The following is a 25,607-nucleotide window of genomic DNA, read 5'->3' as shown; positions in this document are numbered from 1 at the left end:
GCGGCGCCCTCCCGCCGCGCGGCTGGAGTCACGACCCGCGGCACACCCCGTGACGCCGGCCGGCGCGCGCGTGGCGTCCCCGCGGGGGAGTCTCACCCGGAGGCTCGGGGGTTGAGCAGTCAGCCACCCCCGCGCCCTGCGGACGGCGGGCGGACGCAGGGGCGACGGGCGGCTCCGGGGAGGCGCCCTCCCGCCGCGCGGCTGGAGTCACGACCCGCGGCACACCCCGTGACCGCCGGCCGGCCCCGGCGGCCGGCACGCGCGCGTGGCGTGCGCGCCCCCGATCCCGGGCGCAGTGTGATCTGCTCCGCGTAGGCCTCCACCGCCGGCGGGCCGTGCAGCACCGCGCCCTGCGGCCCGCGCCCGCCGCGCTCGACGCCGAGGCCTCCTCCGTCGAGGAGTTCGCGGGCGGCGTCTTCAAGCAGCTGCGTTTCCTGCACGGCCGGGCCCCCGGCTCGGCTACCGCTTTCGAGGCGGTCACGCGGTCTGCTCCGTCCTGGAGGACGGCCGCGGCGTCGAGGCCGGGGTGCGGGTCGGCGACCACGACGGCTACGAGGAGACGCCGCCGCCCTTGCCCTCTCCCGGGGAGCCTCACCCGGCCGGCCCCCGTCAGAACGCCCCCGGGACGCCGGGCCGTCAGGATGCCGCCATGGGTATACGCATGCTTCACCGCCGTACGGCCCCCGCACGCGTGCACGCCATGGCCGCCGCGAAGCCGCAGGTCGGCCCGGGGGCGAGACCCTGGGGGCGGCCACCGCTGCCCGCCTTCGCGCCCGGCGCCGCCCGCCCCCGTGTCCCCGTCGCCCTGGTAGCGGAGGCGGCCTCCATGGCCGTACGGCTGGGGCGCCGGGGGCTCGGCCTCCTCGCCCGGGTCAGCCCACGGCGACGGCCGCGGGCCGACGTGATCCGCGGCTACCTCGCCCTCGCCCTCGGCGCCCTGAGCGCCCTGCGCGGACGCATCAGGCCCCGCACGGCCCGCCGCCTCACGATCTTCATCGTGGATCTGCCCCCGGGTCACAGCCCTCTCGGTCACCGCTGACCCGGCCGCCCTGGCGCACCGGCGCACCCGTCAGCCGGCCTGCGGCGGTCGCGCGTCGTCGCCGTGCCGGTCGCCGCGGCCGCTCTCTCAGCTGACGCCGACTCCCTCCCCGCGCTGCGTCTGTTGCCGGGGTGCCGGGCGGCGCAGGCGTACCGCGGTGGCGTAGGCGAGGACGCCCAGGAGCAGGCCCGCGCCCGTGCCGAAGCACAGGGTCGGAACGATCTCGTACGGTTCGGCCCGGGGCCCCCAGTACTCCCACCAGCGCGTCGTCCGTTGCACCGCGGCGACGACCGCGCAGCCGCCGATCACGACCCCCGCCCACCAGCGGTCCCGCGCGGACAGCGCCGGTACGCCGAGCGGCTCGGCCGGCGGTGTCCGGCGCAGGGCGGACGCCAGGAACGCGGCGATCGCCACCGCGGCGACCGCCGAACCGCCGTACTGCAGGTACCAGTACAGCGGCCAGCCCGCCACCGTCTCGCCCAGCACCGGGAACAGCCGCATGCCCCACTGGTCGAGATGGGTGAACGCGTCCCACACCACGTGCGTCAGCGCACCGAGCACCGCCGACGCGTACCACCGCAGCAGGACGGCCGGGCCGACCCGCGCGCGGGGCGCGCCGCAGCGCGTCAGGGCGGCCGTGCGGCCTTGACGGGCCCTGGGCAGCAGCGCCACGAGGGGCTCGCGCACCAGCAGCCACAGCGCCACCAGCGCCCAGGCCATGATCACGTCGACGGAGAACACGCCGGGGAAGGAGTGGGTGACGTCCCCGAACTCCATCGCGCCGTCCAGGACGCTCGCCGCGTAGTAGGTCATGTCGGGGGCGAAGGAGCCCGCCACGAGGACGGACGGCACCAGCGGGCCGCGCCCGCTCCCGTCGGTGCGCATGGCGGGCAGCACGGCGGCCGCATGACTCAACGTGAACGGCAACCCGGCTCCCCGCGATGGTCGTTGCCGGACCGGCCGGCCATGAGTGCGACGCTGCGACCAGTATGCGGGAAGCCTCCGACAACCCACGCGGGCGTGAGCACTCGGTGAATGGAGGGTTCGAACGGGTGCCGGTGCAAAAGAAGTTGTCGTAGGGTCACCTGGTCGCCTCGCCTGAAGCGGGGTCGAACAGCTGAAGTGGGCAGTGCAGGGCGAAACGGTGAATACCCCCCGCGGGGGCAACCGTTTCAGGCAGTTGATCGTCCCAACAGGGCGAGCGGAACAAGGCCGTCCCACCAGGACGGGCGAAACAGACGAACACGGGCGCTCGAGTGTCCACGGGAGGGGTTCACTTCATGTCGGCGCATTTCGGCAGCAGGCTGCGCAAGGGAGCGGTCAACACCACCGTGGCCGCGTTGGCGGTCGCGGCTCTGGCGGCGTCCCAGGCGCCGGACGTCACGGCCGACACGCCGGGCGGACGCACCGCCGCCGACGCTCCGTCAGGAGACTCCGCCACCGAGGGCAGCGCCACCGGCAACTCGCCGTACTACACGGACCTGCCGCCCCTGAACAGCCCGGCCCCCTCGCCCGCCCAGAGCCCCGGCACCACCCCGACCGGCGCCGGCGGCAGCGAGACCGGCATCCCCGCGACCGTCCTGGATGCCTACAAGAAGGCGGCGGACGCCCTCAAGGCGTCCAAGCCGGGCTGCAACATGCCCTGGCAACTCCTGGCCGCCATCGGGAAGGTGGAGTCCGGGCAGGCCGGCGGCGGCCGCGTCAGCGCCGACGGCACCACCTTGTCGCCCATCCTCGGCCCGGTCCTCAACGGCGTCGGCTTCGCCAACATCAGCGACACCGACGACGGCGCCTACGACAACGACACCACCTTCGACCGCGCCGTTGGCCCCATGCAGTTCATCCCGTCCACCTGGGCGTGGGCCGGCCGCGACGGCAACGGCGACGGCAAGAAGGACCCCAACAACATCTACGACGCCGCGCTCGCCGCCGGGCACTACCTGTGCCGCTACGACTGGGACATGGCCACCACGTCCGGCATGCGCAAGGCGATCCTCAGCTACAACAAATCGACGGAGTACTACAACACCGTCCTGTCGTGGCTGGACTACTACCGCAAGGGCACCCACGAGATCCCCGACGGCACCGGCGCGCTCCCGGGCAGCCGCAGCGACGGCGGCGCCGGCAGCGGTACGACCCCCTCCCCGTGGTCCCCGTCGCCCACTCCGCCGTCGGCCACCACCCCGCCGTCGACGACGCCCCCGGCCGGCCCCAAGCCGCCCGGGAAGCCCGGCGGCGGTACGACGAAGCCGCCCACCAAGCCGCCCACCCCGCCCGCTCCCACCACTCCGACCGACACCGTCGACCACCTCGAGGCCGCGGGCACGACGAAGCTCACCGCCACGGCGGGCGACGCGTTCGGCGAGAAGATCAGCGCGCGGGCCGAGACCAAGGCCGGCAAGGGCGTCGGCAAGGTCAGGATCCGCTTCACCGTCACCGGCGGCGGCGACGCCGCCTTCACCGGCGGCGAGAGCGTCGCCACGGTCCTGACCGACAGCGCCGGTGTCGCCGTCGCCCCGGCGCTGCGGGCGGGCGAGAAGACCGGGACGTTCACCGTGCGCGCCACGGTCGTGGGCCGCACGGTCCCCGCCCTCCAGTACACGGCCACCGTCGCCGCCCGTGCCGCCGACGCCCTGGCCCGCACCAGCAGCACCGCGCTGACCTGCGTCGCGGGCGGCGAGTTCGCGGACCAGGTCGAGGTGAAGGCCACCTATAAGGGCGCCGCGGCGGGCAAGGTCGCGGCCACCGCCACCCTCTCGGCGGCGGGCGGCACGACCGCGAACGACAAGGGCCCCTACTTCAAGGACGCCGCCGGCAACCGTGTCCGCAGCCTGACGGGCCTGCGCACCGACGCCGACGGCCTGCTGAAGCTGCCGAAGCTCTACGCCGACGACAACGCCGGCACGTACCTGCTGAGCGTCACCACCACCGGCGGCGCCACCCTCACCGTCGAACTCACGGTGACGGCGCCCGCGCCGACGACCCCCGACCCGTCCGAGGGCACCCCCGACCCCTCGGAGGGCACCCCGGACCCGTCCGGCGGCACCTCGACGAGCCCCTCCGGCGGCGCCTCGACGACGCCCTCCGGGAGCACCTCGGCGAGCCCCTCGGGATCGGCGTCGACCGGCTCCTGACGCCACCCGCCCCGGCACCGACGACGGCGCCCCTCTCTGCGAGCGGGGCGCCGTCGTCGTGTCCGACGTGTTCTCATCTCGGCCCCCCGTTGCTACGGTGCCCGACCTGACACACCATCAGGTCCGCTGCTCTCTCGCGCCGACACCGGCGTGAGGCGGCACACCGCGCCGCGCCGCACACCCCGGGAGGACCGCATGCGCGCTCTGATCGCCGCCGCGTCCGGCCTCGTCCTCGCGCTCATCGTGGTCCTCGCCGTCACCGCCGTGGGCGCTCCGGCCGGACAGACCTCCCCGGAACCCATGCTGACGACGGTGCCCCCACACCCCTGACCGCCCGGGAGGGAGGCCGAGATGCGCCGCAAGGCCGGCCTGGTCCTGCTCGCCCTCGCCGTGTTCTTCGCGGCGCTGTCCCCGCTGCTGCGCTGGTACGCCTTCCCGCGCCTGGCCAAGATCCCCGCCGGGGAGTACCAGATCATGGTCCTGGAGGCGCGCGACGCCACCCTCCTGGACTACGGCACCATGACCGCCCGCACGGTCCCCAAGGTCACCATCGTCCAGACCCTCAAGGGCGACGTGGAGGCCTCCGAGCGGATCGAGAAGACGGTCGGCCGGGACGTCGTCGTCTGGGACGGCCTGTCCTACGTGCAGGGACCCGACGGCAAGATGGTCTCCAAGGTCCCCGAGCGCTACATCTTCGACGCCCACACCCAGGAACCCGTGCACGCCCCCGGCGAGGCGGTCGACGGCGACCCCGTCCGACGCGAGGGACTGGAGTTCAAGTGGCCGTTCCTGACGGAGAAGCGGGACTACGAGTACTTCGACGCACAGGCCAGGATCACCGCCCCCATCCACTACAAGGGCACCCAGGACTTCCGCGGCGTGGAGGTCTACTACTTCGAGCAGACCATCCCGTGGACCAAGGTCCCCATGCCCAAGACCATGCCGGTCGCCGGCATCACCCCCGAGACCGTCGCCGCGACCGGCACCACCCGCTGGTACACCACCGTTCGCAGGTTCTGGGTCGAACCCCTCACCGGCGCGCCCGTCTACGGCGAGGAGATCCACAAGGAGGAACTGCGCGGCGGCACCCTGCTCGGCGACCGCGAACGGGTGACGGCGTTCGCCGGGCACGTGAAGATGCGCGAGGACTACATCGAGCACACCGTCGACCTCGTCAAGGCCAACCGCACCGTCGTCCTGCTGATGACGTCCTACCTGCCCTGGGGCTTCCTGCTCCTCGGCGCGGCCCTGCTGGCCCTCGCCCTCTGGCTGGAGGCCCGCGGCCGCCGCCCCGGCGAGTCCGCGCCCGAGGAGCCCGCCGAACCGGAGCCGGTCACCGCCTGAGCCGCGCGTTGGTGTGCCGGGTCGGCTCGGCGCCGGCCGGGTCCTGCGGCCACGGATGTTTCGGGTACCGGCCGCGCAGTTCCGCCCGTACGCCGTGGTAGCCGTCCTTCCAGAACGAGGCGAGGTCCGCCGTGACGGCCGCCGGTCGTCCCGCGGGCGAGAGCAGGTGCACCAGCAGCGGCACCCCCGCGACACGCGGCGACTCCTGGAGGCCGAACATCTCCTGCAGCTTGACGGCGAGCACGGGCCGCTCGGGATCGCCGTAGTCGATCCGGATGCTGGATCCGCTGGGCACGGTGATCCGCTCGGGCGCCAGCTCCTCCAGCCGCGCCGCCTCGCCCGACGCCCACGGCAGCAGCCGGGCCAGCGCCTGCCCGGCGTCGATCCGCGCGAGATCGGCGCGCCGCCGGGCCCGGCTCAGCTCCGGCTCCAGCCATTCACCCGCACGCGCGTGCAGCGACGCGTCGGCCATGTCGGGCCACGGCTCGCCCAGGTGCAGCCGCAGGAACGCCAGCCGCTGCCGCAGGCCCTCCGCCTCCGCGGACCAGCGCAGCAACCTGAACCGCTCCCGCCGCAGCCCTTCGACAAGCGCCTCGCGGACGAGAGCCCCGTCGGCGTCCTTCAGCGGACGGGCCGCGAGCTCCACCGCGCCGAGCCGCTCCACGCGCCGCGCGACGACGTCCCCCTCGGCCCAGTGGACCTCCTCCCGCGCGTCGAGCAGCGCGCCGGCCGCGGAGCGCGCCATGTCCTCGTCGACCGCCGCCGCGAGCTGCACGCGTGCGTGCCCCTTGCCGAGGGGCCGGTCGGCGACGGCCACGGCGAGCCAGGCGACGCCCCGCAGCGGGGACCCGTCGGGCACCTCGCACCGGGTGCCGGAGACCATCAGGTACGACCCGCCGTCCAGCCTCGCGATCCGCTCCGGGAACGCGAGGGCGGCCACCAGCCCGGCCACCTGATCGTCCCGGACGCCCTGACCCGGCCTCACGACACCGGCCGGCGAGGGGCCGTCAGCGGGCCCGCCGGAGTCCTCCGCGGCGGCGACGGACCCCAGTCGCCGCACCTCCGCACGCCACCTCCCCGCGTAGGCGTCGCCTCCGCGCCGGGCGCGGCGCAGGGCGGCGGCGAGATCGTCGCCGTACTCCCGCGGAGCCTCCTCGCTCAGCAGGGCGACCACCTCCGCCGCCCGCTCGGCCCCCACGAACGCGGCCCCGTCCAACAGGGCACGGCCCAACCGCGGGTGCAGGCCCAGACGGGACAGCCGCATCCCGCGGTCCGTGGCCCGGCCGTCGCCGCCCACAGCCCCCACCGCCGTCAGCAGACGCCGCGCCGCCGCCATCGCCCCGCCCGGCGGCGGGTCCAGCAGCGCGAGCCCCGAAGCGTCGGGATCGCCCCAGCAGGCCGCCTGAAGGGCGAACGCCGCCAGATCGGCCACCTTGATCTCGGGGGAGGGGAAGCGCGGCAGACGCGTGTCCTCCGCCTCCGTCCAGCAGCGGTACACCGTCCCCGGCGCCTCACGCCCCGCGCGCCCGGCCCGCTGCCGCCCGGCCGCCTGGGAGGCCCGCACGGTCGTCAGCGCGCTCAGCCCGCGCGCGTGGTCCACCCGCGGCTCCCGCGCCAGCCCCGAGTCGACGACCACCCGCACCCCGGGGACCGTCAGCGAGGACTCCGCCACCGAGGTGGCCAGCACCACCCGGCGTCGCACGCCCGGCGCCAGCACCGCGTCCTGCACGGCCGCCGGCGCCCGCCCGTGCACCTGGAGCACGTCGACCCCGTCCAGGCCCCCGAGCAGCCCCGCCACCCGGGCGATCTCCCCGACGCCGGGCAGGAAGCACAGCACGTCCCCGGGCCGCTCGGCCAGCGCCCGCCGCACCACCGACGCCACATGCGCCGGCAGTGCCGGATCGACGCGCATCCCGTGCGGCGGGCGCAGCGGTCGGGCCGGAGGCGCCCAGACCACCTCGACGTCGTACGACGCCCCGTGCGCCTCCACCACCGGCGCACCGCCCAGCAGCTCGGCCCACCCCGCGGTGTCCGTCGTCGCCGACGCCGCCACCAGCCGCAGCTCGGGGCGCAGGGCCGCCCGTACGTCGCACAGGAACGCGGCCGCCGTGTCCGCGTCCAGATGCCGCTCGTGGCACTCGTCGAGCATGACGACGTCGACGCCGGTCAGCTCCTGGTCGCGCTGAAGGCGCTGCACCAGCACGCCGGTGGTGACGACCTCCACGCGTGTGTGCCGCCCGACGACACGTTCCCCGCGCACGGTGTATCCGACGCCGTCGCCGGGCCGCTCGCCCAGCAGCCATGCCATCCGCCGGGCCGCGGCCCGCGCCGCGATCCGCCGGGGCTCGGCCACCACGACCCGCCGGTCCGGCGACCCGCCCAGCAGGCCCGCCAGCGCGAGCGGCACCAGAGTCGTCTTGCCGGTGCCCGCGGGCGCGGCCAGCACGGCGACGCCGGGCCCGTCCAGGGCGTCGGTCAGGGCGGGCAGGGCGGCCCGCACGGGCAGCGCGTCCAGGGCGTCGTCACGGATCACGCCCCCAGTGTCGTACGACCGGCAGAGCGCCCCATACCTCCGCACGCGCGCGTGCGGAGGTATCGGGAGAGCCGCTCTAGTCCCGTTCGCACACGAAGATCGCCGTGCCCGGGATCAGGTTCCCGCGCAGCGGGGACCAGCCGCCCCACTCCGAGGTGTTCCAGGACGGCCACTCCGGCTCGACCAGGTCGACCAGGCGGAAGCCGGACGCCACGATGTCGCGGACGCGGTCGCCGAGCGTCCTGTGGTGCTCGACGTACACGGCGTGGCCGTCTTCGCCCTGCTCGACGTAGGGCGTGCGGTCGAAGTAGGAGGCGGACACCGACAGCCCCTCGGGGCCGGGCTCGTCGGGGAAGGCCCAGCGGACCGGATGCGTGACGGAGAAGACGAAACGGCCGCCCGGGCGCAGCACCCGGCGCAGCTCGCCCAGCACCAGCCGGGGGTCCGCCACGAACGGCAGCGCGCCGTACGCCGAGCACGCCAGGTCGAAGGAGGCGTCCGCGAAGGGCAGCGCGCCCGCGTCCGCGCACACCAGCGGGAAGGCCGCGCCGATGCGCAGCGCGTGCTGGAGCTGGCGGTGGGAGAGGTCCAGGGCGACGGGCCGGGCCCCCTGGGCGGCCAGCCAGCGCGAGCACTGGGCGGCGCCGGCGCCGATCTCCAGCACCTCCTTGCCCTTCAGCTCCTCGGCCGGGCCCAGCAGCTCGGCCTCCACCTCGTCGAGGCCTTCCGGGCACCACACGAAGCGGTCGTCGCCCAGGAAGGTGCCGTGCTCGATCTGGTAGTCGTCCGCGTTCCGGTCCCACCAGCCGCGATTGGCGCGGGAACTCTCCGTGACACCGGAGTCGCGCCGGGTGGCTTCCGGTTCGAACGCATCGGGCTCTTGGATGATCTGCTCCCTCGTCGTACTCTTCCGTTCATCCCGTCAGGGAGGTGTCGCGGAAGAGGTCTTTCCGGCCCGGCCGGCCTCGTAGGACGTTTCTTGTGCCGGGATTGCGGCGTTCTGCCCCGGGTGTGCGCCTTCGTGCATTGACCCTGCCCGGCTGCCCCCGTATGCTACAAGTTGCGCTGCGGGCCTGCGCACCTCAGACGTAGCAGGCTGCGCTCGCATCTGTCGTATGTCCCCTCGGTTGTCGAGGCGTCATCACCGGTTCACCGGTGGGGCGCTTCCTAGGCTGTCCGGCTTCTTCAGAGCGATACGGGCTCCCGGCGTAGCAGTACCTACGACTCAATGTCCGTACCGGAGCCCTTTCCCACATGACGAGCAGCACCGAGACCACCGCCACCACCCCGCAGGTTGCGGTCAACGACATCGGTAACGAGGAAGCCTTCCTCGCCGCGATCGACGAGACGATCAAGTACTTCAACGACGGCGACATCGTCGACGGCGTCATCGTGAAGGTCGACCGGGACGAGGTCCTGCTCGACATCGGTTACAAGACCGAAGGTGTGATCCCGAGCCGCGAGCTCTCGATCAAGCACGACGTCGACCCCAACGAGGTCGTCGCCGTCGGTGACGAGATCGAGGCCCTTGTCCTCCAGAAGGAGGACAAGGAAGGCCGCCTGATCCTCTCGAAGAAGCGCGCCCAGTACGAGCGTGCCTGGGGCACCATCGAGAAGATCAAGGAAGAGGACGGGATCGTCACCGGTACCGTCATCGAGGTCGTCAAGGGTGGTCTCATCCTCGACATCGGCCTCCGTGGCTTCCTCCCGGCCTCCCTGGTCGAGATGCGCCGCGTCCGCGACCTCCAGCCCTACGTGGGCAAGGAGCTCGAGGCCAAGATCATCGAGCTGGACAAGAACCGCAACAACGTGGTCCTGTCCCGCCGTGCCTGGCTGGAGCAGACCCAGTCCGAGGTCCGCCAGACGTTCCTCACGACCCTCCAGAAGGGTCAGGTCCGTTCCGGTGTGGTCTCCTCGATCGTCAACTTCGGTGCCTTCGTGGACCTGGGTGGCGTCGACGGTCTGGTCCACGTCTCCGAGCTGTCCTGGAAGCACATCGACCACCCCTCCGAGGTCGTCGAGGTCGGCCAGGAGGTCACGGTCGAGGTCCTCGACGTCGACATGGACCGCGAGCGCGTCTCCCTGTCGCTGAAGGCGACCCAGGAAGACCCGTGGCAGCAGTTCGCCCGCACCCACCAGATCGGCCAGGTCGTGCCCGGCAAGGTCACGAAGCTGGTTCCGTTCGGTGCGTTCGTCCGCGTGGACGAGGGCATCGAGGGTCTGGTCCACATCTCCGAGCTGGCCGAGCGCCACGTGGAGATCCCGGAGCAGGTCGTCCAGGTCAACGACGAGATCTTCGTCAAGGTCATCGACATCGACCTCGAGCGTCGCCGCATCAGCCTCTCGCTGAAGCAGGCCAACGAGGCCTTCGGCGCCGACCCGTCCACGGTCGAGTTCGACCCGACCCTGTACGGCATGGCCGCGTCCTACGACGACCAGGGCAACTACATCTACCCCGAGGGCTTCGACCCCGAGACCAACGACTGGCTCGAGGGCTACGAGACCCAGCGCGAGGCGTGGGAGCACCAGTACGCCGAGGCGCAGACCCGCTTCGAGCAGCACCAGCAGCAGGTCATCAAGTCCCGCGAGGCGGACGAGAAGGCCGCTGCCGAGGGCGGCGAAGCGGCCGGTGCGGCTCCGGCCGCCGGTGGCGGTTCGTACTCCTCCGAGGGCGCGGACACCTCCGGTGCGCTCGCCTCGGACGAGGCGCTCGCCGCTCTGCGCGAGAAGCTCGCCGGCGGTCAGAGCTGACGTCCGACTGAGCACCAGCTCCTGACTGAGGGGCCGTACCTTCCGGGGTACGGCCCCTCAGCCGTTGCCGAAGGGAACGCGCCCGCGCCGGGGACGGATCCACGTGATCATGGGCCGAAGTGGGAATGCCCCTGTCCTCACGCGTGTTGAGAAGAGGGAACACGAGGAGGAGCGGTCCAAGTGCTTGATCCGCAGGGTTTGTACGCATGGGAGCCGAAGGGGCTGGCCGTCGTCGACATGGCGCTCGCCCAGGAGTCGGCCGGACTGGTCATGCTCTACCACTTCGACGGATACATCGACGCGGGGGAGACCGGCGAGCAGATCGTCGACGGGATCCTCGACGCGCTGCCCCACCAGGTCGTCGCCCGCTTCGACCACGACCGGCTGGTGGACTACCGGGCCCGCCGCCCGCTGCTGACGTTCAAGCGCGACCGGTGGACCGACTACGAGGAGCCCGCCATCGAGGTGCGGCTCGTCCAGGACACCACCGGCGCCCCCTTCCTGGTGCTGTCCGGCCCCGAGCCGGACGTGGAGTGGGAGCGCTTCGCCGTCGCCGTCCGGCAGATCGTCGAGCGGCTCGGCGTGCGCCTGTCCGTGAACTTCCACGGCATCCCCATGGGCGTCCCGCACACTCGCCCCGTCGGGCTCACCCCGCACGGCAACCGCACGGACCTCGTCCCTGGCCATCGCAGCCCCTTCGACGAGGCTCAGGTCCCCGGCAGCGCGGAGGCGCTCGTCGAGTACCGCCTGATGGAAGCCGGCCACGACGTCCTCGGCATCGCCGCGCATGTCCCCCACTACATCGCCCGCTCCCCCTACCCGGACGCCGCCCTCACCGTCGTGGAGGCGCTCACCGCCGCCACCGGGCTGGTCCTGCCGGGCATCGCGCACTCCCTGCGCAACGAGGCCCACCGCACCCAGACCGAGATCGACCGCCAGATCCAGGAGGGCGACGACGAGCTCACCGCCCTGGTCCAGGGCCTGGAGCACCAGTACGACGCCGCCGCGGGCGCCGAGACCCGGGGCAACATGCTCGCCGAGCCCGTCGACATCCCCTCGGCGGACGAGATCGGACGGGAGTTCGAGAAGTTCCTCGCGGAGCGGGAGGGCGAGGGCTGAGCCCCGCCCGGCGCGGCGGTGCGGGCGGGGCCGGCGCGGAGGCGGATGCCGGGAGCGCCGGGCGGGCTGCCGGTGGCAGGCCGTAAGCTGCACGACATGCTGACAGTGGGCCTGACCGGGGGCATCGGCGCCGGCAAGAGCGAGGTGTCACGGCTGCTGGTGGAGTGCGGGGCCGTGCTCATCGACGCGGACCGCATCGCGCGCGAGGTCGTCGCGCCCGGCACACCGGGCCTCGCCGCGATCGTCGAGACCTTCGGGGAGGGCGTGCTCGCGGCGGACGGCAGCCTCGACCGCCCCCGGCTCGGCTCCCTCGTCTTCGCCGACCCGGACAAGCTCGCCGCGCTCAACGCCGTCGTGCACCCCCTGGTGGGAGCCCGCTCCGCCGAACTTCAGGCCGCCGCGCCCGAGGACGCCGTCGTCGTCCACGACGTCCCGCTCCTCACCGAGAACGGCCTCGCAGCCCTCTACGACGTCGTGGTGGTCGTCGACGCGGCCCCCGAGACCCAGCTCGACCGCCTGGTCCGTCTGCGCGGCATGACCGAGGACGACGCACGCGCACGCATGGCGGCCCAGGCGACGCGCGAGCAGCGCCGGGAGATCGCCGACGTCGTCATCGACAACGACGTACCGCTGGCCGAGCTGGAAGCGCGCGTGAAGGACGTGTGGGCCGACCTGGAGCGCCGGGCACGCGCCGCCTGAGGTTTCTCCCGGCCCGCGGCCCCCGGAATAGCGCCGGTCCCCCGACGCGTTGAACGCGTGCAGCGAGGGAAGGAATTTTCCGTGCCCGAAACCAGCGGTTCGACCGGACGAACTCCGGAGACGCATGTCATCGACTTCCGTGCCGCCGAGCAACTGCTCGCCGCACGGGACCCGCGGGGCGCGGTGAAGCTGCTCGACGGCGTCATCGCCGCCTACCCCGAGAACACGGCGGCCCGGCTGCTGCGCGCGCGTGCCTTCTTCGCCGCCGCTCAACTGCGGCCCGCCGAGCTCGAGTTCACGATCGTCCTGGAGCGCGAGCCGGACAACGCGTTCGCGCACTTCGCGCTCGCCCGCACCTACGAGCGGCAGGGGCGGAGCGACCAGGCCAAACGTCACTTCCGGCTGGCCGCCGCGCTCGACCCCAACCCGCAGTACCTGAAAGCGGCGCGCTTCGACTCCTGAGGGCCCCCGGCGCGGGCCCTCGCCGCCCGCCGGACGGTGTCGTGTCACGGATGCCGGTGTTCCGGCGGCGTGTACGGCGGGACGTCGCGGCCCGGCTGGTAGTGGGGCCCCTGGCGGAGATGCCGCACGATCATCGCCAGGTCGACGGTGATCACCAGCCACAGCACCCCGCAGGCGGCGGCCCATCCGGCCCGCCCGGCGAGCGCGAACGCGACCGTGCCGAAGGCCGCCCAGAGCAGCCCCCACACGGTCAGCCACAACCGCATCCTCAGCGGACTGCGCGCCGTCGTCGGCTCACTGCCTGTACGCATCGGATCATCACTCCTCCTATGAAACGTACTCTTCGGCTCGGGCGTTCTCCAGAAGAGGCGGTGATCGCGAAGAGGGGAGTCAGATCCGTGCTGCTGCGTCGCGGGCGGGCCCGCGGGGCGACGGCGCGGAAACCGTGGTGGAGCCGACGTGCCCGGCCTCCCCGGCGCGTCCGGAGCCCTCGCCCGGTTCTTCCCGCTGTACGTGCTGGTCGGCGCGCTGCCCCACGCCCGCGCCCACCACCGGAAGCTGGGCGTCCCGGAGGAGGTCTCCCGGCGCACGCTCGCCTGACGTCGGCCGCGCCGTCCCGCTGCACCGCCGGTGGCACGGCACGGGCGGCATTCTGTCGGCCCGCTGGCTGTCCCTGCACCTGCGGGGTGAGCTGTACCAACTGGGACGGCTGCAGTTCCAGCGCTCCCGGATCGATGGGCGCACGAGCGACTCGATCGCGGCGGCCGGCCTCGCGCCCGGGCTTGACGACCCCGCCTTGAGCGTCCACGTGCCCGACTTCATGGGCCCGTTGTCCCCGCGTGCCTGCGACCGCTCCCTGGCCCTTGCCCGGGACTTCTTCGCCCGCCACCACGCCGAGGAGCCCTGCTCCGTGGCGACCTGCGCCTCCTGGCTGCTCGACCCTCAGCTGAAGCGGTACCTGCCCGATGACTCCAACATCGTCCGCTTCCAGGAGCGGTTCCAACTGGGCGAGGAGCCGGCCGAGCCGGAGGACATGACGCCCGTCCGCTTCGTCTTCGGCACCACCGACGTGCCGCTGGAGCGGCTCCCGCGCCGGACCGTCCTGCAACGGGCGGTCCTCGGCCATCTGCGGTACGGGGAGCACTGGTACGTCAGAACGGGGTGGCTGTCCCTCTGACGAGTGATCGGCGCGCGACGGGGAACGCCGCGTCGGGGGCGGGGCGTTGGGCGGGTATGACACTCGAAATGCGTGAGGGGCACGACGGGACGGGCCCTGGGGCCATCACTCCGGACGGCTGCGCGGTGGAGCTCTACAGCCGGCTGCCCGTGCGGGACGAACCCGACATCATCGCCGCGGCGGTCCCGGCCGGGGCGCACATCCTGGAGCTGGGCAGCGGCGTCGGGCGTGTGACCCACGCGCTGGTTGAGCGCGGTTTCACGGTCACCGCTGTGGACGAGTCCCCCGAGATGCTGGACCGGGTCCGAGGGGCGCGCACGATATGCGGCCCCATCGAGGGACTCGACCTGGGGGAGAGGTTCGACGTGGTGATGCTCGCGTCGTTCCTCGTGCACACCGGGGACGCCGAGGTGCGGCGGGGATTGCTGCGCACCTGTGCGCGGCACGTCGCCGACGGCGGCTGCGTGCTGATCCAGCGGGAGGGCGAGGACTACCACACCGACCTGCCCCGTGAGCGCGTCGATCCGACCGGGTTCGTCTTGCGCATCGTCTCCGCCGAGCCCGTCGGCGATGGGGTCAACACCGTGCGCGCCGAGTACGTGTTCCCGGACGCGGTCTGGACGCAGACCTTCCGCTCCCGGCCGCTGACCCGGGAACAGTTCGAGGACGCGCTGAAGGAGGCGGGACTGAGAGTGGACAGGTATCTGACGGAGGACCGGATCTGGGTGCGGGCGGTGCCGGCGGCGCGGGCGGAGTGAAAGGAGTCGCCCGGCGGCGATGAGTTCGGGGCGAGGGGCCGGTCTACCTCCGTGACAGCACGACGGACCGCTTCCCAACAGGAGACCCCCATGTCCGAGACCCCCGCTTCGCTTCCCTCCGCCGTTTCCCCCGCTCCCACCGCCTCCTCCGGTTCCGTCGTCTCCGGGACCACCGGCCGGCCTCGGGCCGCCCGGATCGCGCTGCGCGGACTGCAGGTGCTGCTCGCCCTCTTCTACGGGATCGCGAGCGCGCTGCCGAAGCTGATCGCCCATCCGACGGCGTCCGAGGCCTTCGAGGAGATGGGCTGGGGCAGCGCGGGCATGTACGCGATCGGCGTCCTCGAACTGGCCGGCGCGGTGGCCCTGTTGGTGCCGGTGCTGCAGTCGGTGGCGGCGGTGGCGCTGGGCGCGCTGATGGTGGGCGCGTTCGTCGTGCAGGTCGCCGTGTTCGACGGGCAGAACGCGGCGACCCCGCTGATCCTGCTCGTCCCCCTGGCCCTGATCGCCTGGACGCGGCGCGGCTCCAACACCGATCTGCTGCGGCTCGTGCGACGCGGGGCGTGAACGGTCCCGCGCGGTGGGGCCGTACGGTGGGGACATGGACGCCCTCGCCGAACTGGACCGGCGCGTCACGGGCTGCCGGGCCTGCCCCCGGCTGGTGGACTGGCGCGAGGAGGTGGCCCGCACCAAGCGGGCGGCCTTCGCGGACTGGACGTACTGGGGCCGCCCCGTGCCCGGCTTCGGTCCGCCCGACGCCCGTCTGCTGATCGTCGGGCTCGCCCCGGCCGCGCACGGAGGCAACCGCACCGGCCGCATGTTCACCGGAGACCGCTCCGGTGACGTCCTCTACCGGGCGCTGTACGACGTGGGGCTCGCCTCGCAGCCGACGTCCGTGTCCGCAGGGGACGGACTGGCCCTGCACGGTGTGCGCGTGACGTCGCCGGTGCACTGCGCGCCGCCCGCCAACAAGCCCACCCCGGGGGAACGGGACACCTGCCGGCCCTGGCTGGTCCAGGAACTGCGGCTGCTACGGCCGACGCTGCGGGCGGTCGTGGTGCTCGGCGCGTTCGGGTGGCAGGCGGCGCTGCCGGCGTTCACCGAGGCGGGCTGGTCCGTGCCCCGCCCGCGACCGGCCTTCGCCCATGGGAAGCGGGTGGAGCTGGGAGGCCTCGAACTCTTCGGCTGCTTCCATGTGAGCCAGCGCAACACCTTCACCGGGCGGCTCACCCCGCAGATGCTGAGGGACGTCCTGCGGACGGCGGCGACAGCGGCGGGACTGCCGTAGGAGCACGGGAGCTTTCACCCGGGCCCGTCCCGCCGCCGACGCGTCCGTGGCCGGTCCGCGGGAGGGTCAGACGACGCGGGCTGCGGCGAGCGGTCGCTGCGAGACCGGGTAGGCGTTGTCCTTGTGGGTGTTGACGCTCCACCGGTACCGGGAGAACTCCCCGGTGGCTTGGGAGGCGTAGAACATCATGTGACCGATGCCGACGCCCTCGTGGTTCTCCTCCTTCACGAGGCTGACCATGCGGGTGTCGGGATACTTCGGGTAGTTGGTCAGCGCGTACACGCCGTGCGGCTCGGCCGTGCAGTCGACGACCTCGACGGCGTACTGCGTCTCGCCGGCGAAGTCCGCGACCCCGGTGAAGACGCCCTTGACCTCGCGGACCATGACGATGTGGCCGGTGTTGCCCTCGACCTCGCCCCGGTAGTCCACCGCGACGAGGTCGCCCGGCTGGAGGTCGGTGACCTTGCGGATCTGCTGGAAGCGCGGACCCGCCGTGCCGGCCGCGAAGGCCTGCCGGTAGTCGGCGGCCTCGGGGATCCGGTCCTGGAAGTACTGGGTGAAGTAGGCGTCTGAGGCCCAGCCGTAGGTGTGCCGGAGCACCCAGGTGACGAAGGACGAACAGCGGGCCTTGGCGATCCAGCTGGTCAGGTCGTCGGGGGTGCCCCAGGTGACGGTCGAGGGGGAGCCGATCAGGTAGCGGTTGTTCTCGGCCGCCTGCCGGCCGCTGACGAGGAAGACCTCGGGGGCGCTCAGCGCGCGGCCGTAGGCGCGGACGTCGTCCACGGCCCCCTTGAAGAAGTTCACGTACGCGCCGTTCCAGCGGGCCCGGCCCACGTTGAAGCCCTCGGACGCGGCCCAGGAGAGGGTCGCGTCGGCGCTGCCCTCCAGGGTGCCGTTCACGTACAGGTGGACGCGGGAGCCGTCCCAGACGCCCGTCAGATGGGTCCACCGGCCCGGCTCGGGGGCGGTGGCGGACAAGGCGGAGATCTTGACGCTCTGGTCCTCGCCGCGGACCTTGAACGCCCACTTGCCGGCGCTGTCGTCGTACTGGAGCAGGAAGCGGCTGCAGGCGGCCCCGTCCTGACTGACCGCGGTGTGCATGGACGTCAGGGCGGCGTCGTTCGCGAGCCGGACCCAGGCCGAGACGGTGAAGGGGGCCGTGGTGTCCAGGACGGACGCGGTGGCGGCATGGCCGCCGTCGAGGCTCAGTTCGCCGCCGGCCCGCAGGGCCGACCAGCTCGCGCCCGCGCCGAGGGTGAGGGGCCGGCCCAGCCCGGAGCGGTCCGCGCCGGAGCCGTCCAGCGGCCAGTGCCCGGCCAGGCCGCCCGGCAGATAGCCGGCCGCGAGCAGCCGCTGGTACTGCACCATCCGCTCCGCCTCCGCGAGGTGCGGTACGCCGACCGGCGTGAACGGGGTGCCGAGCGGGGCGTCGGCCACGGCGGCCCCCGCCCCGCCCAGCACTCCGGTCATCGCGCCCGCCCCCACGAGCGCGGCGCCACTCAACAGCCCACGTCTGCTGACCATGCAGCTTCTCCCCATCCCGTCCACCGAGTCATCCCCCTCGAACCCGTGCCCGAAGGGCCGAGCGAGTCTAGGGCCTCCGAGGAGCGTCGGCCTGCGGATTTCCGGAGCGTCCCCGCGGGGAGTTGCGTTCATAAAGAACACGGGATTCGGGCCGGGTGTCACCTCGTCGCAACGTGAGCGGCCCTGGTTTCCCGCGGTTCGGGCCGTACCGTGGATACACAGCTCAGCACCCCGCCCCGGTCGCCGTCGCCCGAAGGCACACCCCGCCCTCGAACCGACAGGAGCTCCGTGTCCCCGCGCCCGTCCCTTCCCGTTCGCGTACGCGCCGCTCTGCCGCCCTGGCTCGCTCACGCCCTGCGCGCGCAGCGCGGACCCGTGCCGTGGAGCGCCGTCGTGCGCGGGGCGCTCGCCGCGGGACCGCTGCTGCTGGTCGCGGTGCTCGTCGACCGGGTCTCCCTCGGGGTGGTCGCCGCCGTCGCCGCCATGCTCGCCGGCATCAACGACCGGCCCGGCAGCCGGCGCGCCTCGGTGCGGCGGCTCGGGGCGCCCGCGCTGGCGGGAGCGGCCGGGCTGCTCGCCGGGACGTACGCGGGCGAGCACGTCGGGGCGGTCGCGCTGACGTTCGTGTTCACCGGACTGGGGCTGCTCGCCGGCGGGATCAGCGCGATCGGGCCGGTCGCCTCGGGGGCCGGCACCCAACTCCTCGTCGCCGCGGCGATCGGGGCCGGGATGCCGCTGCCCGACAGCGGCTGGGTGCGCGCCCTCGCCTTCCTCGCCGGGGCCGGCTGGCTGCTCGTGCTGCGGCTCGTCCTGCCCACGCCCGGCGCGCTGGCCGGCGACTTCCGCCGCGCGCCCCAAGGACCGGGGGAGCCCCGCCACGAAAGGCTCGGCGCATTCCGCCCCGGCTCCCGCCTCGACTTCCGTTTCGACGGGGAGCGGGCCGCCGTCGCCACCGTGTACGACGCCGTCGCCGAGCTGCTGGACGCGACCGGCACCGAGGACGCCCTCGCCCGTCGCGCGGCCCTGACCGCCGCCCTCGACCACGCGCAGGACTCCCTGGCCGGGCCCCGGCTGCGGCGGTACGCCAGCTCCGCCGCCGAACGGCGGCTGCACGCGCAGTACGCCGCAGCGCTGCCCCTCGCGGAGGCGGCGACCGCCCTCGCCTGGGCCGGCGAACCCCTCACCGAGCGGGCCTCCGAGGGCCCGCGCCGCCTCGCCGCCGCCGTACGCGGCAACGCGTCCACCGGGCCGCTGCCCGCCCCCTCCCGGTCGGTACCCGCACTGCGGGCCCTGGACGACGCCCTGTTGCGGGCCGCCGACGCCTTCGACCAGGGCGGCGGGGGCGATCTGCACACGCGGCGGCGCGGCGCGCGGGACCTGCTGCGGACCGTCTTCGGGGTCGGCGGACGGGAGTACGGGCTGCGGGTCGCCCTCTGCTTCGGGGCGAGCGCGGCCGTCGCCCAGGGCCTGTACCACTCGCACTGGTACGGGCAGCACACGCACTGGTACTGGCTGCCCGCCACCGCCGTCTTCCTGGTCAAGCCCGACCTCGGGCCGCTGGTGTCCCGGGTGCTGTGCAGGGCCGCCGGAACCGTCCTCGGCGCGCTGCTCTTCGCGGCGTTCGCCGCCGTGTTGCCCCGCCCGGAGGGGCTCGTGGCGCTGGTCGCCCTCTGTGGGGCGCTCGTACCGGTCTCCACCCGGCACTTCGCCGCGCAGACCTCCGTCGTCACCGTCCTCGTCCTGGCCCTCGTCATGGTCGGCGGAGAACCGCAGGCCTCCGTCAGCCGTATCACGGAGACCCTGCTCGCCTGCGCGATCGTGCTGATCGTGGGGCACCTGCCGATGCCGGGGGAGCGCGGTGGGCAGGTGCAGGCCCGGCTCACCGCCGCCGCGACCGCCGCGCACGCCTACCTCGTCCATGTCCTCGACGGCCCCGACACCCGCGACGGCGTCAACACCCCCTACGGAACCGACCACTCGGGTGCCGCCCGCCCCCTCCCGAGCACCGGCGGCACCGACAGTTCCGGCAGTGCCCTGTACGCCCCCGACCGCTCCGACGTCCGCGCCGTCCGCTGGACCCTGCGCCGCGAGGCCTACCGCACGCTCGCCGAGGCCCGGACCGCCATCGCCCTCTCCGCCGCCGAACTTCCCGCGCTCGCCCGGCACACGGAGGGCGCCGACGAGATCGCCGCTCTCCTCGAACGGCTCGTCGACACGACCACCGCCTGCGCCGTCCACCTCGATGAGACCGGAAGCCTCAGCAGCCGACAAAGCGGACAACTCGCCGAGCTGCTCGAGGAACTGTCGGCGCACCGGGACCGCCTCGGACTGCCGGTGGAAGGCCCGCAGGGGCCGGCCGTCGCCGTGTGAGGCGGATCGCGAAGGGTGATCTTTCCGGTGTGCAATGTGCTCGTCATGTTCGCGAAGTGACCGGATCCTCACGGTCCGCACCGGGCGCGTGTCAAGTACGTCTCAGTACCGTCACCGCGCGAGGCGTTTCGGCTCCGGACAGCGTTAACTCCTACAGGACAACGCTTCCTGGAGGTGCGAGATGGTGAACGGGCGAACAGTGCTCGAACGCTTTCCCGCGGGCGGGCCGCGGGGATCGTGGCCGGCCGAGGAGTTCGCGCACGCGCGGCGCATGGAGGGGCTGGCCGCCGAGGTCGTCATGGACCTCGCGACGGACACGTTCCTGGTGGTCGTCCGCGGCGGCGACGTCACGGAGTGACGGCGTCCCGCACGGGCGCGCCGCGGCCCTGGCCCGCCTGCCGGTCGGGCGTGTGCGCCGCGGCCGGGGGGTTCGCGAACTGCTCCGCCTGGAGCGCGTACAGCTCCGCGTAGACACCGCCGCCGGCCAGTAGTTCCTCGGGCGTGCCGGACTCCACGAGCCGGCCCTGCTCCAGGACGTGCACCAGGTCCGCGTGGCGTACCGACGCCAGCCGGTGCGTGATCAGGACGACCGTCTGGCCGCCGTCCGCCAGGGCGCGGATCTTCTCGAACACCTCCAGCTCCGCCCGCGCGTCCAGGGCCGCCGTCGGCTCGTCCACGATCAGGATGCGCCCGCGCCGGTACGCGGCCCGCGCGATGCCCAGCCGCTGCCACTGGCCCCCGGACAGCTCGTGCCCGCCGCTGAAGTGCCGGGCGAGCAGGGTGTCCAGGCCGCGCGGCAGATCGGCGACCACGTCCTCGGCGCCCGCCTCCCCGATCGCGGCGGCCAGCCGGCCCTCGGTCAGCGGCGCGGAGGAACGCCCCACCGCGACGTTGACCCGGGCCGTGAACGGCCACCGCTTGAAGTCCTGGGCCACCATCGCGATGCGCTCGGCCAGCAGCCGCCGGTCCGCCCCGGCCGCGTCGACGCCGTCCCACAGGATCCGCCCCCGGTCCGGCTGGTAGAGACCGGCCAGCAGCTTCACCAGGGTCGTCTTGCCCGATCCGTTCTCGCCGACGAGCGCGACGATCCGCCCCAGCGGCAGGGTGAGGCTGACGTCGTCGAGGGCCGGGCGCGCCGACTCCCCCGGGTAGCCGAAGGTGACGTTCTCGAAGCGGATCTCCCGGGGGTCCTCGGGCAGGGCGGCACCGCCCTGAGGGATCGCCCGTTCGGCGGCCTCCCCGTACAGGCGTTGCAGATCGCCCACGAACAGGGCCTCCTCGTGGAGCTGGTTGATCTCCAGGACGAGGGTGTTCAAGCTGGTGGAACCGCTGCGGATGGCGATCACGGCCGTGCCCGCCACCGCCAGCGCCATCGTCCCCGTGAGCAGCAGTCCGCCGAGCGTGGCGTACGTCGCGACCGTCGCGAGGCCGGTCCAGGCCGCAGCGAACAGACCGGTGCGGGCGGCGAGTCGGGCCAGCCGGGCCTGCTCCGCCTCCGCGGTCTCCGACATCGCCCGGAAGTGCCGCAGCAGGAAGGGCCCGACGCCGTGCACGCGGATCTCCGGGGCCGCCTCCGGTTCGGTGAGCAGACTCGCGATGAGATGCCCCGCGCGCGCGTGCTGCACCCAAGTGTGGAAGGACTCGTACCGGCGACGGGCGTTGATCAGGGCGCTCCAGGCGCTGGGCAGCGTCATCGTGACGAGCAGCGGCAGCAGCAGCGGATGCAGCACGGTCAGCACGCCGGCCGCCGCGACCAGCGAGATCATCGCGTTCACCACGCGCGTCCCGTGGCTGATCATGTAGCGGCTGGACCGGGCGCCGTACTGCGCGGTGTCCAGCAGTTTGTGGAAGGCGTGGTCCTCGATCGCGGACAGCTCCACCGCCGCCGCGCGCTCCAGGTACAGCTCGGTCGCCACCCGTTCCACCTTGGGCTCCAGGCGTCCGGTGGCGTACGTCGACGCCGCCCGCAGCACCGCCCCGACCAGGAGGACGGCTGCCATGACGGTCAGCGCGGGGACGGCGCCGCGCAACCGGTCCTCGATCGCGCCGCCGCCCACCAGCCGGCCCAGGATCGTGTTCACCGCGAGCAGGCCCACGGCCTCGGCCACGCCCCGGCCCACCTCGGCGCCCACGACGATCCCGGCGGCCCGCGGATCGGCCTGCCGGGCCAGCCGGAGGCTGACGCCCAGGAGGGCGGGCAGCCTGCTGATCATGGCCCGGAAGTCCAGCTCCAGGAACGCCTCCTGGTGCTGGTTCCAGCCGGTGTCGTAGCGCAGCGGGCCGCCGAACAGCAGCTGCTCCGACTCGGAGACGTCACGCCCGTCCGCGCGCCGTGCCTTCGGTTTCCTCGGCGGCTTCGCCTTCCGCACCGTCGACCTCCCCCGATCGTGGGCAAGTGGCCACTATCGCGGGACGGGCTGCGCGAGGGCAGGGCGCGAGGCGGGGGAGGAGGCGCGCGCGGGTGTGCGCCCGGGTCGCCGCCCGGGTACGAGGACGCCTCGGCGTGTGCTTCACGCCGGGGGGCGCTCAGAGAGCCGGGGCGTCCCGGGTCACGCGGTCACCGGGCGGGACCAGGCCGGCGCGGTGCCCGTGAGACGGCACAGCGTCAGATAGAGGGGTATCGGCGGGGTGTACGGGAGGATCCCGTCGGGCCGGTGGATGAGCGCGGGGGACCGCGGGGCGTCCTCGAGGAGCGCGCCCGTGGCGTAGTGCGCGGGCGCGGGCCACTCCAGGGCGTGGTCGGAGTCGGCCGGGACCAGCCACCACCAGTGCGTCTCATCGGCGTACACGCAGCCCACGAGCGGCAGCCGGGGGAGGACCAGCGGGCCCAGGCGGGCCGGGGCGGCGACGGCGTCGCAGCCCAGCGGAGCCGTCATGCCGTCGGGCACGGCGAGCCGGCGGGGCGTCCGCGCCTGGTCGCCCTGGGCGCGCCGGAGCCGCACGAGCGTGTCGAGGCCCATGGCGGGAGCCCCACCGCGCAGGGCGCTCACACGGAATCCCGGTCGGGGTCCCGGTCGTGGCCGAACGAACCCCCCAGGGGCTGAGTCGCCCCCGCCGCCGGCTGCAGCCGGGCGGCCGCGCCCGGAGAGCGGTCGTTCGCCCCCGCGGGGACCTCCGGCTCCGGGGTGCGGCGGCGCTGCTGGGCGACGACGGGGAGGGGGCGCGTCTGCGGGGAGGGGTGCGGCCATCGGGCGCGCACGGTCTTCCAGCCGGGCGCCTCGAAACTCTGGGAGCCGTGCTGCGCCTGGCGGCCCGGGTGGCTTCGCCGGTCCCCGTGGGACTGCTCGCCGTGCTCGGCGGCGTCCTCGTCGTCCCGTGGACCGCCCGCCGGCCCGGGCTTGGGGCGGGCGCCCCAGCCGAGGTCGCCGCGCGGCGCGTCGTGGCCGGCGTCGAGATCGTCAGTGCGGGCGAAGCTCGTGTCGGCGAGGCCGACGGAGAGCTCCGCGTCCCCAGCGGGCGTGGGGCAGAGCTCGCCCGGGGTGTCGTCGGCGTCCGCGCTCTCGGGGTGGCGGGGCAGGTCGGCCCAGACGAGCAGACCGGGGCCGCAGTCCTCGACCCCCCACGCGCGACACAGGGCGTCGACGAGGAACAGCCCTCTGCCGTGCTCCTCATGGGGGCGCTGCGGGGACGGGAGCGGTTCGCCGGGGGCGCAGCCCTCGTCGCGCACGGCGATGCGCACGAGGTCGTCGCCGTCCTGCAGCTCGCAGACGACGACGCCGCTCGCGGTGTGCACGATGGCGTTGGTGACCAGCTCGGAGACGACCAGGGCGGCCGTGTCGCAGGTGTCCTCGCACACCGACCAGCCGGTGAGCCGTTCCCGCGCCAGGCGTCTGGCCCGGGCCGGAGAGCCCGGATGGGCGGCCAGCTCGAATCGGAACCGGCGCTCGGCGGCGGCCTGGTCAGGGCCTGCCCCCCCGGCGGCACCGAGACCCTGGGGGCGGCCTGCGGCGTCTGTTCCTAAAGGCGCGGACGGAATCACGCCTGCCACTATCGCCCCGCCATGAACACTTGGCAAGTGTCACTCTGAAAAATGCAGAGTGCTGTGTGACGCGGTGAGGCGCCGTGGCACACTGCTCGCAACAGCACAGGGAACGGCGCCAGTTGCGAGCACCGGAGATCCGTACCCATTCGTACAGGTCTCCGAATCGGTCTTCGCGCGGCGCCGTAAGGCTGTCAGGAATCTCTTCCGTGACCGGCCGGTCGGGCCGAGGGTGGCTCAAGTGACCGTCCGGCCCCTGCTCTTCGTTTGGAGGTGGAGCGTGAGCGAACCGCGGTCCGCGCCGACGGTGGGACAGGTGGTCCTGGGCCGGCGCCTGCTGGACCTGCGGGAACGCGCCGGCCTCCGACGCGAGGAAGCCGCCCGCATCCTCCGCGTCGCCCCCGCCACGGTCCGCCGTATGGAGACGGCCGAGGTCGGGCTCAAGATCCCCTACCTCCAACTGCTGCTCAAGGCGTACGGGGTGAGCGACGACGAGGCCGAGGGCTTCGTCCAGCTGGCCGAGGAGGCCAACCGGCCGGGCTGGTGGCAGCGGTTCCACGATGTGCTGCCCGGCTGGTTCTCCATGCACGTCAGCCTGGAGGGCGCGGCCTCCCTCATCCGCCAGTACGAGCCGCACTTCATCCCCGGACTGCTCCAGACCGAGGACTACGCGCGCGGCGTCCTGACCTCGGGGGCGGTCGGCCAGGCCCGGCCGGAGGACATCGAGCGCCTCGTCGACCTGCGCATGCGCCGCCAGGACCTGCTCACCCGCCCGGACGCGCCCCGCCTGTGGGTCGTCATGGACGAGACCGTGCTGCGCCGCCCCGTCGGCTGCCCGGAGGCGATGCGCGCGCAGATCGGCAAACTGATCGACGCCACGAGGCTCCCGAACGTGACCCTCCAGGTCGCCCCGTTCGCGAACGGGCCGCACCCCGGCACGTACGGGCCCTTCGTGCTCTTCCGATTCGCCGTGCCGGAGCTTCCCGACATGGTCTACAGCGAGTACCTGACCGGCGCCGTCTACCTGGACGCGCGCACCGAGGTGGCGACCCACCTCGAGGTCATGGACCGCATGGCGGCGCAGGCCGCCACCGCACATCGCACGAAGGAGATCCTCGAGGATCTCCGCAAGGAGCTGTGAATGGATCGCATCAAGCCGCGCGAACGGGTCTACAACGGCATGCCCGCGCGGGACTTGGGCAGCGAAGGCTGGCACAAGCCGTGGAGCGGCGGCAACGGCGGGAACTGCCTGGAGGCGATGAAGCTCGCCGACGGCCGGATCGCCGTCCGTCAGTCCACCGACCCCGACGGTCCGGCGCTGATCTACACCACCGACGAGATGACGGCCTTCATCGAGGGCGCCAAGGCGGGGAAGGCGGACTTCCTGCTGTCCTGACCCGATCTCGCCCCTTGCATGCCCTTCGACTGTCCTT

The 25,607-nt window shown here is 73.6% G+C and carries 24 protein-coding genes, 2 pseudogenes and 1 riboswitch; of the genes and pseudogenes, 18 read left to right on the top strand and 8 right to left on the bottom strand.

The window, feature by feature from the left end:
• Positions 1-362 precede the first annotated feature (362 nt).
• Both ACIRS4_RS07880 and ACIRS4_RS07875 read left to right on the top strand, forming a co-directional pair.
• Positions 363-562 (top strand): annotated as a pseudogene (locus ACIRS4_RS07880) (hypothetical protein); the annotation flags it as partial.
• Positions 563-649: 87 nt separating this feature from the next.
• A complete protein-coding gene (locus ACIRS4_RS07875; protein WP_404192107.1) occupies positions 650-1,039 on the top strand; it encodes a hypothetical protein in 390 nt (129 codons plus the stop codon).
• A gap of 87 nt (positions 1,040-1,126) precedes the next feature.
• Here the strand turns inward: ACIRS4_RS07875 and ACIRS4_RS07870 are convergent, their stop codons facing one another.
• Positions 1,127-1,966, bottom strand: coding sequence for a DUF4184 family protein (locus tag ACIRS4_RS07870; protein WP_404191576.1), 840 nt, complete (start codon positions 1,964-1,966; stop codon positions 1,127-1,129).
• A 353-nt stretch (positions 1,967-2,319) separates the two neighbouring features.
• Here ACIRS4_RS07870 and ACIRS4_RS07865 point away from each other — a divergent pair, with 353 nt between their 5' ends.
• From ACIRS4_RS07865 to ACIRS4_RS07855, 3 genes are all read left to right on the top strand, one after another.
• Positions 2,320-4,173, top strand: a complete 1,854-nt coding sequence (locus ACIRS4_RS07865; RefSeq protein WP_404191573.1) for a lytic transglycosylase domain-containing protein — start codon at positions 2,320-2,322, stop codon at positions 4,171-4,173.
• A gap of 195 nt (positions 4,174-4,368) precedes the next feature.
• On the top strand, positions 4,369-4,503 hold the full coding sequence (locus ACIRS4_RS07860) for an SPW_0924 family protein (RefSeq protein ID WP_404191570.1): 135 nt from the start codon (positions 4,369-4,371) through the stop codon (positions 4,501-4,503).
• A 770-nt stretch (positions 4,504-5,273) separates the two neighbouring features.
• Positions 5,274-5,394: riboswitch (Fluoride riboswitch) on the top strand.
• A complete protein-coding gene (locus ACIRS4_RS07855) occupies positions 5,377-5,517 on the top strand; it encodes a hypothetical protein (protein ID WP_404191567.1) in 141 nt (46 codons plus the stop codon). Its footprint overlaps the riboswitch before it by 18 nt.
• On the opposite strand, the gene hrpB is transcribed toward ACIRS4_RS07855, so the two are convergent.
• Together hrpB and ACIRS4_RS07845 are read right to left on the bottom strand one after the other, a co-directional pair.
• Complete coding sequence (gene hrpB, locus ACIRS4_RS07850; RefSeq protein WP_404191564.1) at positions 5,507-8,050, bottom strand: ATP-dependent helicase HrpB; 2,544 nt, start codon at positions 8,048-8,050, stop codon at positions 5,507-5,509. The two genes, ACIRS4_RS07855 and hrpB, sit on opposite strands and share 11 nt — an antisense overlap.
• 76 nt (positions 8,051-8,126) lie before the next feature.
• Positions 8,127-8,939 (bottom strand): class I SAM-dependent methyltransferase, encoded by an 813-nt coding sequence (locus tag ACIRS4_RS07845; RefSeq protein ID WP_404192105.1) that lies wholly within the window; start codon positions 8,937-8,939, stop codon positions 8,127-8,129.
• 365 nt (positions 8,940-9,304) lie between these two features.
• Here ACIRS4_RS07845 and rpsA point away from each other — a divergent pair, with 365 nt between their 5' ends.
• The 4 genes from rpsA to ACIRS4_RS07825 all read left to right on the top strand — a co-directional run bounded on the left by rpsA (position 9,305) and on the right by ACIRS4_RS07825 (position 13,081).
• Positions 9,305-10,801, top strand: coding sequence for a 30S ribosomal protein S1 (rpsA, locus tag ACIRS4_RS07840; RefSeq protein WP_130437310.1), 1,497 nt, complete (start codon positions 9,305-9,307; stop codon positions 10,799-10,801).
• A 180-nt stretch (positions 10,802-10,981) separates the two neighbouring features.
• Positions 10,982-11,920 carry a PAC2 family protein gene (locus tag ACIRS4_RS07835; protein ID WP_404191561.1) on the top strand — a complete coding sequence of 313 codons (939 nt, stop codon included), beginning with the start codon at positions 10,982-10,984 and terminating at the stop codon, positions 11,918-11,920.
• A 96-nt stretch (positions 11,921-12,016) separates the two neighbouring features.
• The gene (coaE, locus tag ACIRS4_RS07830) at positions 12,017-12,619 is read left to right on the top strand and encodes a dephospho-CoA kinase (RefSeq protein ID WP_404191559.1); all 603 of its coding nucleotides are present in this window, start codon (positions 12,017-12,019) and stop codon (positions 12,617-12,619) included.
• Between the two features lie 81 nt (positions 12,620-12,700).
• On the top strand, positions 12,701-13,081 hold the full coding sequence (locus ACIRS4_RS07825) for a tetratricopeptide repeat protein (RefSeq protein ID WP_356684479.1): 381 nt from the start codon (positions 12,701-12,703) through the stop codon (positions 13,079-13,081).
• Between the two features lie 44 nt (positions 13,082-13,125).
• Here the strand turns inward: ACIRS4_RS07825 and ACIRS4_RS07820 are convergent, their stop codons facing one another.
• Positions 13,126-13,392 carry a DUF6343 family protein gene (locus ACIRS4_RS07820; protein ID WP_404191555.1) on the bottom strand — a complete coding sequence of 89 codons (267 nt, stop codon included), beginning with the start codon at positions 13,390-13,392 and terminating at the stop codon, positions 13,126-13,128.
• A gap of 148 nt (positions 13,393-13,540) precedes the next feature.
• Here ACIRS4_RS07820 and ACIRS4_RS07815 point away from each other — a divergent pair, with 148 nt between their 5' ends.
• The 5 genes from ACIRS4_RS07815 to ACIRS4_RS07795 all read left to right on the top strand — a co-directional run bounded on the left by ACIRS4_RS07815 (position 13,541) and on the right by ACIRS4_RS07795 (position 16,301).
• Entirely contained in the window at positions 13,541-13,681 is a 141-nt protein-coding gene (locus ACIRS4_RS07815) for an acyltransferase domain-containing protein (protein WP_404192102.1), read from the top strand.
• Between the two features lie 19 nt (positions 13,682-13,700).
• Positions 13,701-14,258, top strand: coding sequence for a hypothetical protein (locus ACIRS4_RS07810; RefSeq protein ID WP_404192099.1), 558 nt, complete (start codon positions 13,701-13,703; stop codon positions 14,256-14,258).
• A 68-nt stretch (positions 14,259-14,326) separates the two neighbouring features.
• Positions 14,327-15,016 (top strand): class I SAM-dependent methyltransferase, encoded by a 690-nt coding sequence (locus ACIRS4_RS07805; RefSeq protein ID WP_404191552.1) that lies wholly within the window; start codon positions 14,327-14,329, stop codon positions 15,014-15,016.
• 90 nt (positions 15,017-15,106) lie between these two features.
• Positions 15,107-15,580, top strand: coding sequence for a DoxX family protein (locus tag ACIRS4_RS07800; RefSeq protein WP_404191549.1), 474 nt, complete (start codon positions 15,107-15,109; stop codon positions 15,578-15,580).
• Positions 15,581-15,614: 34 nt separating this feature from the next.
• Positions 15,615-16,301 carry a uracil-DNA glycosylase gene (locus tag ACIRS4_RS07795; RefSeq protein WP_404191546.1) on the top strand — a complete coding sequence of 229 codons (687 nt, stop codon included), beginning with the start codon at positions 15,615-15,617 and terminating at the stop codon, positions 16,299-16,301.
• Between the two features lie 66 nt (positions 16,302-16,367).
• Here ACIRS4_RS07795 and ACIRS4_RS07790 read toward each other — a convergent pair whose 3' ends face one another.
• Positions 16,368-17,825 carry a LamG domain-containing protein gene (locus ACIRS4_RS07790; RefSeq protein WP_404191544.1) on the bottom strand — a complete coding sequence of 486 codons (1,458 nt, stop codon included), beginning with the start codon at positions 17,823-17,825 and terminating at the stop codon, positions 16,368-16,370.
• A gap of 288 nt (positions 17,826-18,113) precedes the next feature.
• Here ACIRS4_RS07790 and ACIRS4_RS07785 point away from each other — a divergent pair, with 288 nt between their 5' ends.
• On the top strand, positions 18,114-20,195 hold the full coding sequence (locus ACIRS4_RS07785) for an FUSC family protein (protein WP_404191541.1): 2,082 nt from the start codon (positions 18,114-18,116) through the stop codon (positions 20,193-20,195).
• 181 nt (positions 20,196-20,376) lie between these two features.
• Positions 20,377-20,553, top strand: a complete 177-nt coding sequence (locus ACIRS4_RS07780) for a hypothetical protein (protein WP_165430301.1) — start codon at positions 20,377-20,379, stop codon at positions 20,551-20,553.
• Here ACIRS4_RS07780 and ACIRS4_RS07775 read toward each other — a convergent pair.
• The 3 genes and pseudogenes from ACIRS4_RS07775 to ACIRS4_RS07765 all read right to left on the bottom strand — a co-directional run.
• Positions 20,543-22,564, bottom strand: coding sequence for an ABC transporter ATP-binding protein (locus ACIRS4_RS07775; RefSeq protein WP_404191538.1), 2,022 nt, complete (start codon positions 22,562-22,564; stop codon positions 20,543-20,545). The genes ACIRS4_RS07780 and ACIRS4_RS07775 overlap by 11 nt on opposite strands.
• A gap of 180 nt (positions 22,565-22,744) precedes the next feature.
• Positions 22,745-23,155: a hypothetical protein gene (locus ACIRS4_RS07770; protein WP_404192096.1), complete on the bottom strand. Its 411-nt coding sequence runs from the start codon at positions 23,153-23,155 to the stop codon at positions 22,745-22,747.
• 278 nt (positions 23,156-23,433) lie between these two features.
• Positions 23,434-24,183, bottom strand: a pseudogene (locus ACIRS4_RS07765) (ATP-binding protein); the annotation flags it as partial.
• Between the two features lie 271 nt (positions 24,184-24,454).
• Between ACIRS4_RS07765 and ACIRS4_RS07760 the strand changes: the two are divergent.
• Together ACIRS4_RS07760 and ACIRS4_RS07755 are read left to right on the top strand one after the other, a co-directional pair.
• Positions 24,455-25,315, top strand: coding sequence for a helix-turn-helix transcriptional regulator (locus ACIRS4_RS07760; protein WP_404191535.1), 861 nt, complete (start codon positions 24,455-24,457; stop codon positions 25,313-25,315).
• Complete coding sequence (locus tag ACIRS4_RS07755) at positions 25,316-25,570, top strand: DUF397 domain-containing protein (RefSeq protein ID WP_130437322.1); 255 nt, start codon at positions 25,316-25,318, stop codon at positions 25,568-25,570. It abuts the gene before it with no gap.
• The last annotated feature ends 37 nt before the right edge of the window (positions 25,571-25,607 follow it).

The organism is Streptomyces sp. NPDC101166, assembly GCF_044768125.1.
GTDB lineage: Bacteria > Actinomycetota > Actinomycetes > Streptomycetales > Streptomycetaceae > Streptomyces.
This window is presented reverse-complemented; position numbering and strand designations above follow the sequence as displayed.

Coding starts and splice junctions, on each gene's coding strand:
- ACIRS4_RS07875 (WP_404192107.1), top strand. CDS start 650: ATGGGTATACGCATGCTTCACCGCCGTACGGCCCCCGCACGCGTGCAC.
- ACIRS4_RS07865 (WP_404191573.1), top strand. CDS start 2,320: ATGTCGGCGCATTTCGGCAGCAGGCTGCGCAAGGGAGCGGTCAACACC.
- ACIRS4_RS07860 (WP_404191570.1), top strand. CDS start 4,369: ATGCGCGCTCTGATCGCCGCCGCGTCCGGCCTCGTCCTCGCGCTCATC.
- ACIRS4_RS07855 (WP_404191567.1), top strand. CDS start 5,377: ATGACGTCCTACCTGCCCTGGGGCTTCCTGCTCCTCGGCGCGGCCCTG.
- rpsA (WP_130437310.1), top strand. CDS start 9,305: ATGACGAGCAGCACCGAGACCACCGCCACCACCCCGCAGGTTGCGGTC.
- coaE (WP_404191559.1), top strand. CDS start 12,017: ATGCTGACAGTGGGCCTGACCGGGGGCATCGGCGCCGGCAAGAGCGAG.
- ACIRS4_RS07820 (WP_404191555.1), bottom strand. CDS start 13,392: ATGCGTACAGGCAGTGAGCCGACGACGGCGCGCAGTCCGCTGAGGATG.
- ACIRS4_RS07805 (WP_404191552.1), top strand. CDS start 14,327: ATGCGTGAGGGGCACGACGGGACGGGCCCTGGGGCCATCACTCCGGAC.
- ACIRS4_RS07800 (WP_404191549.1), top strand. CDS start 15,107: ATGTCCGAGACCCCCGCTTCGCTTCCCTCCGCCGTTTCCCCCGCTCCC.
- ACIRS4_RS07795 (WP_404191546.1), top strand. CDS start 15,615: ATGGACGCCCTCGCCGAACTGGACCGGCGCGTCACGGGCTGCCGGGCC.
- ACIRS4_RS07790 (WP_404191544.1), bottom strand. CDS start 17,825: ATGGTCAGCAGACGTGGGCTGTTGAGTGGCGCCGCGCTCGTGGGGGCG.
- ACIRS4_RS07780 (WP_165430301.1), top strand. CDS start 20,377: ATGGTGAACGGGCGAACAGTGCTCGAACGCTTTCCCGCGGGCGGGCCG.
- ACIRS4_RS07770 (WP_404192096.1), bottom strand. CDS start 23,155: ATGGGCCTCGACACGCTCGTGCGGCTCCGGCGCGCCCAGGGCGACCAG.
- ACIRS4_RS07755 (WP_130437322.1), top strand. CDS start 25,316: ATGGATCGCATCAAGCCGCGCGAACGGGTCTACAACGGCATGCCCGCG.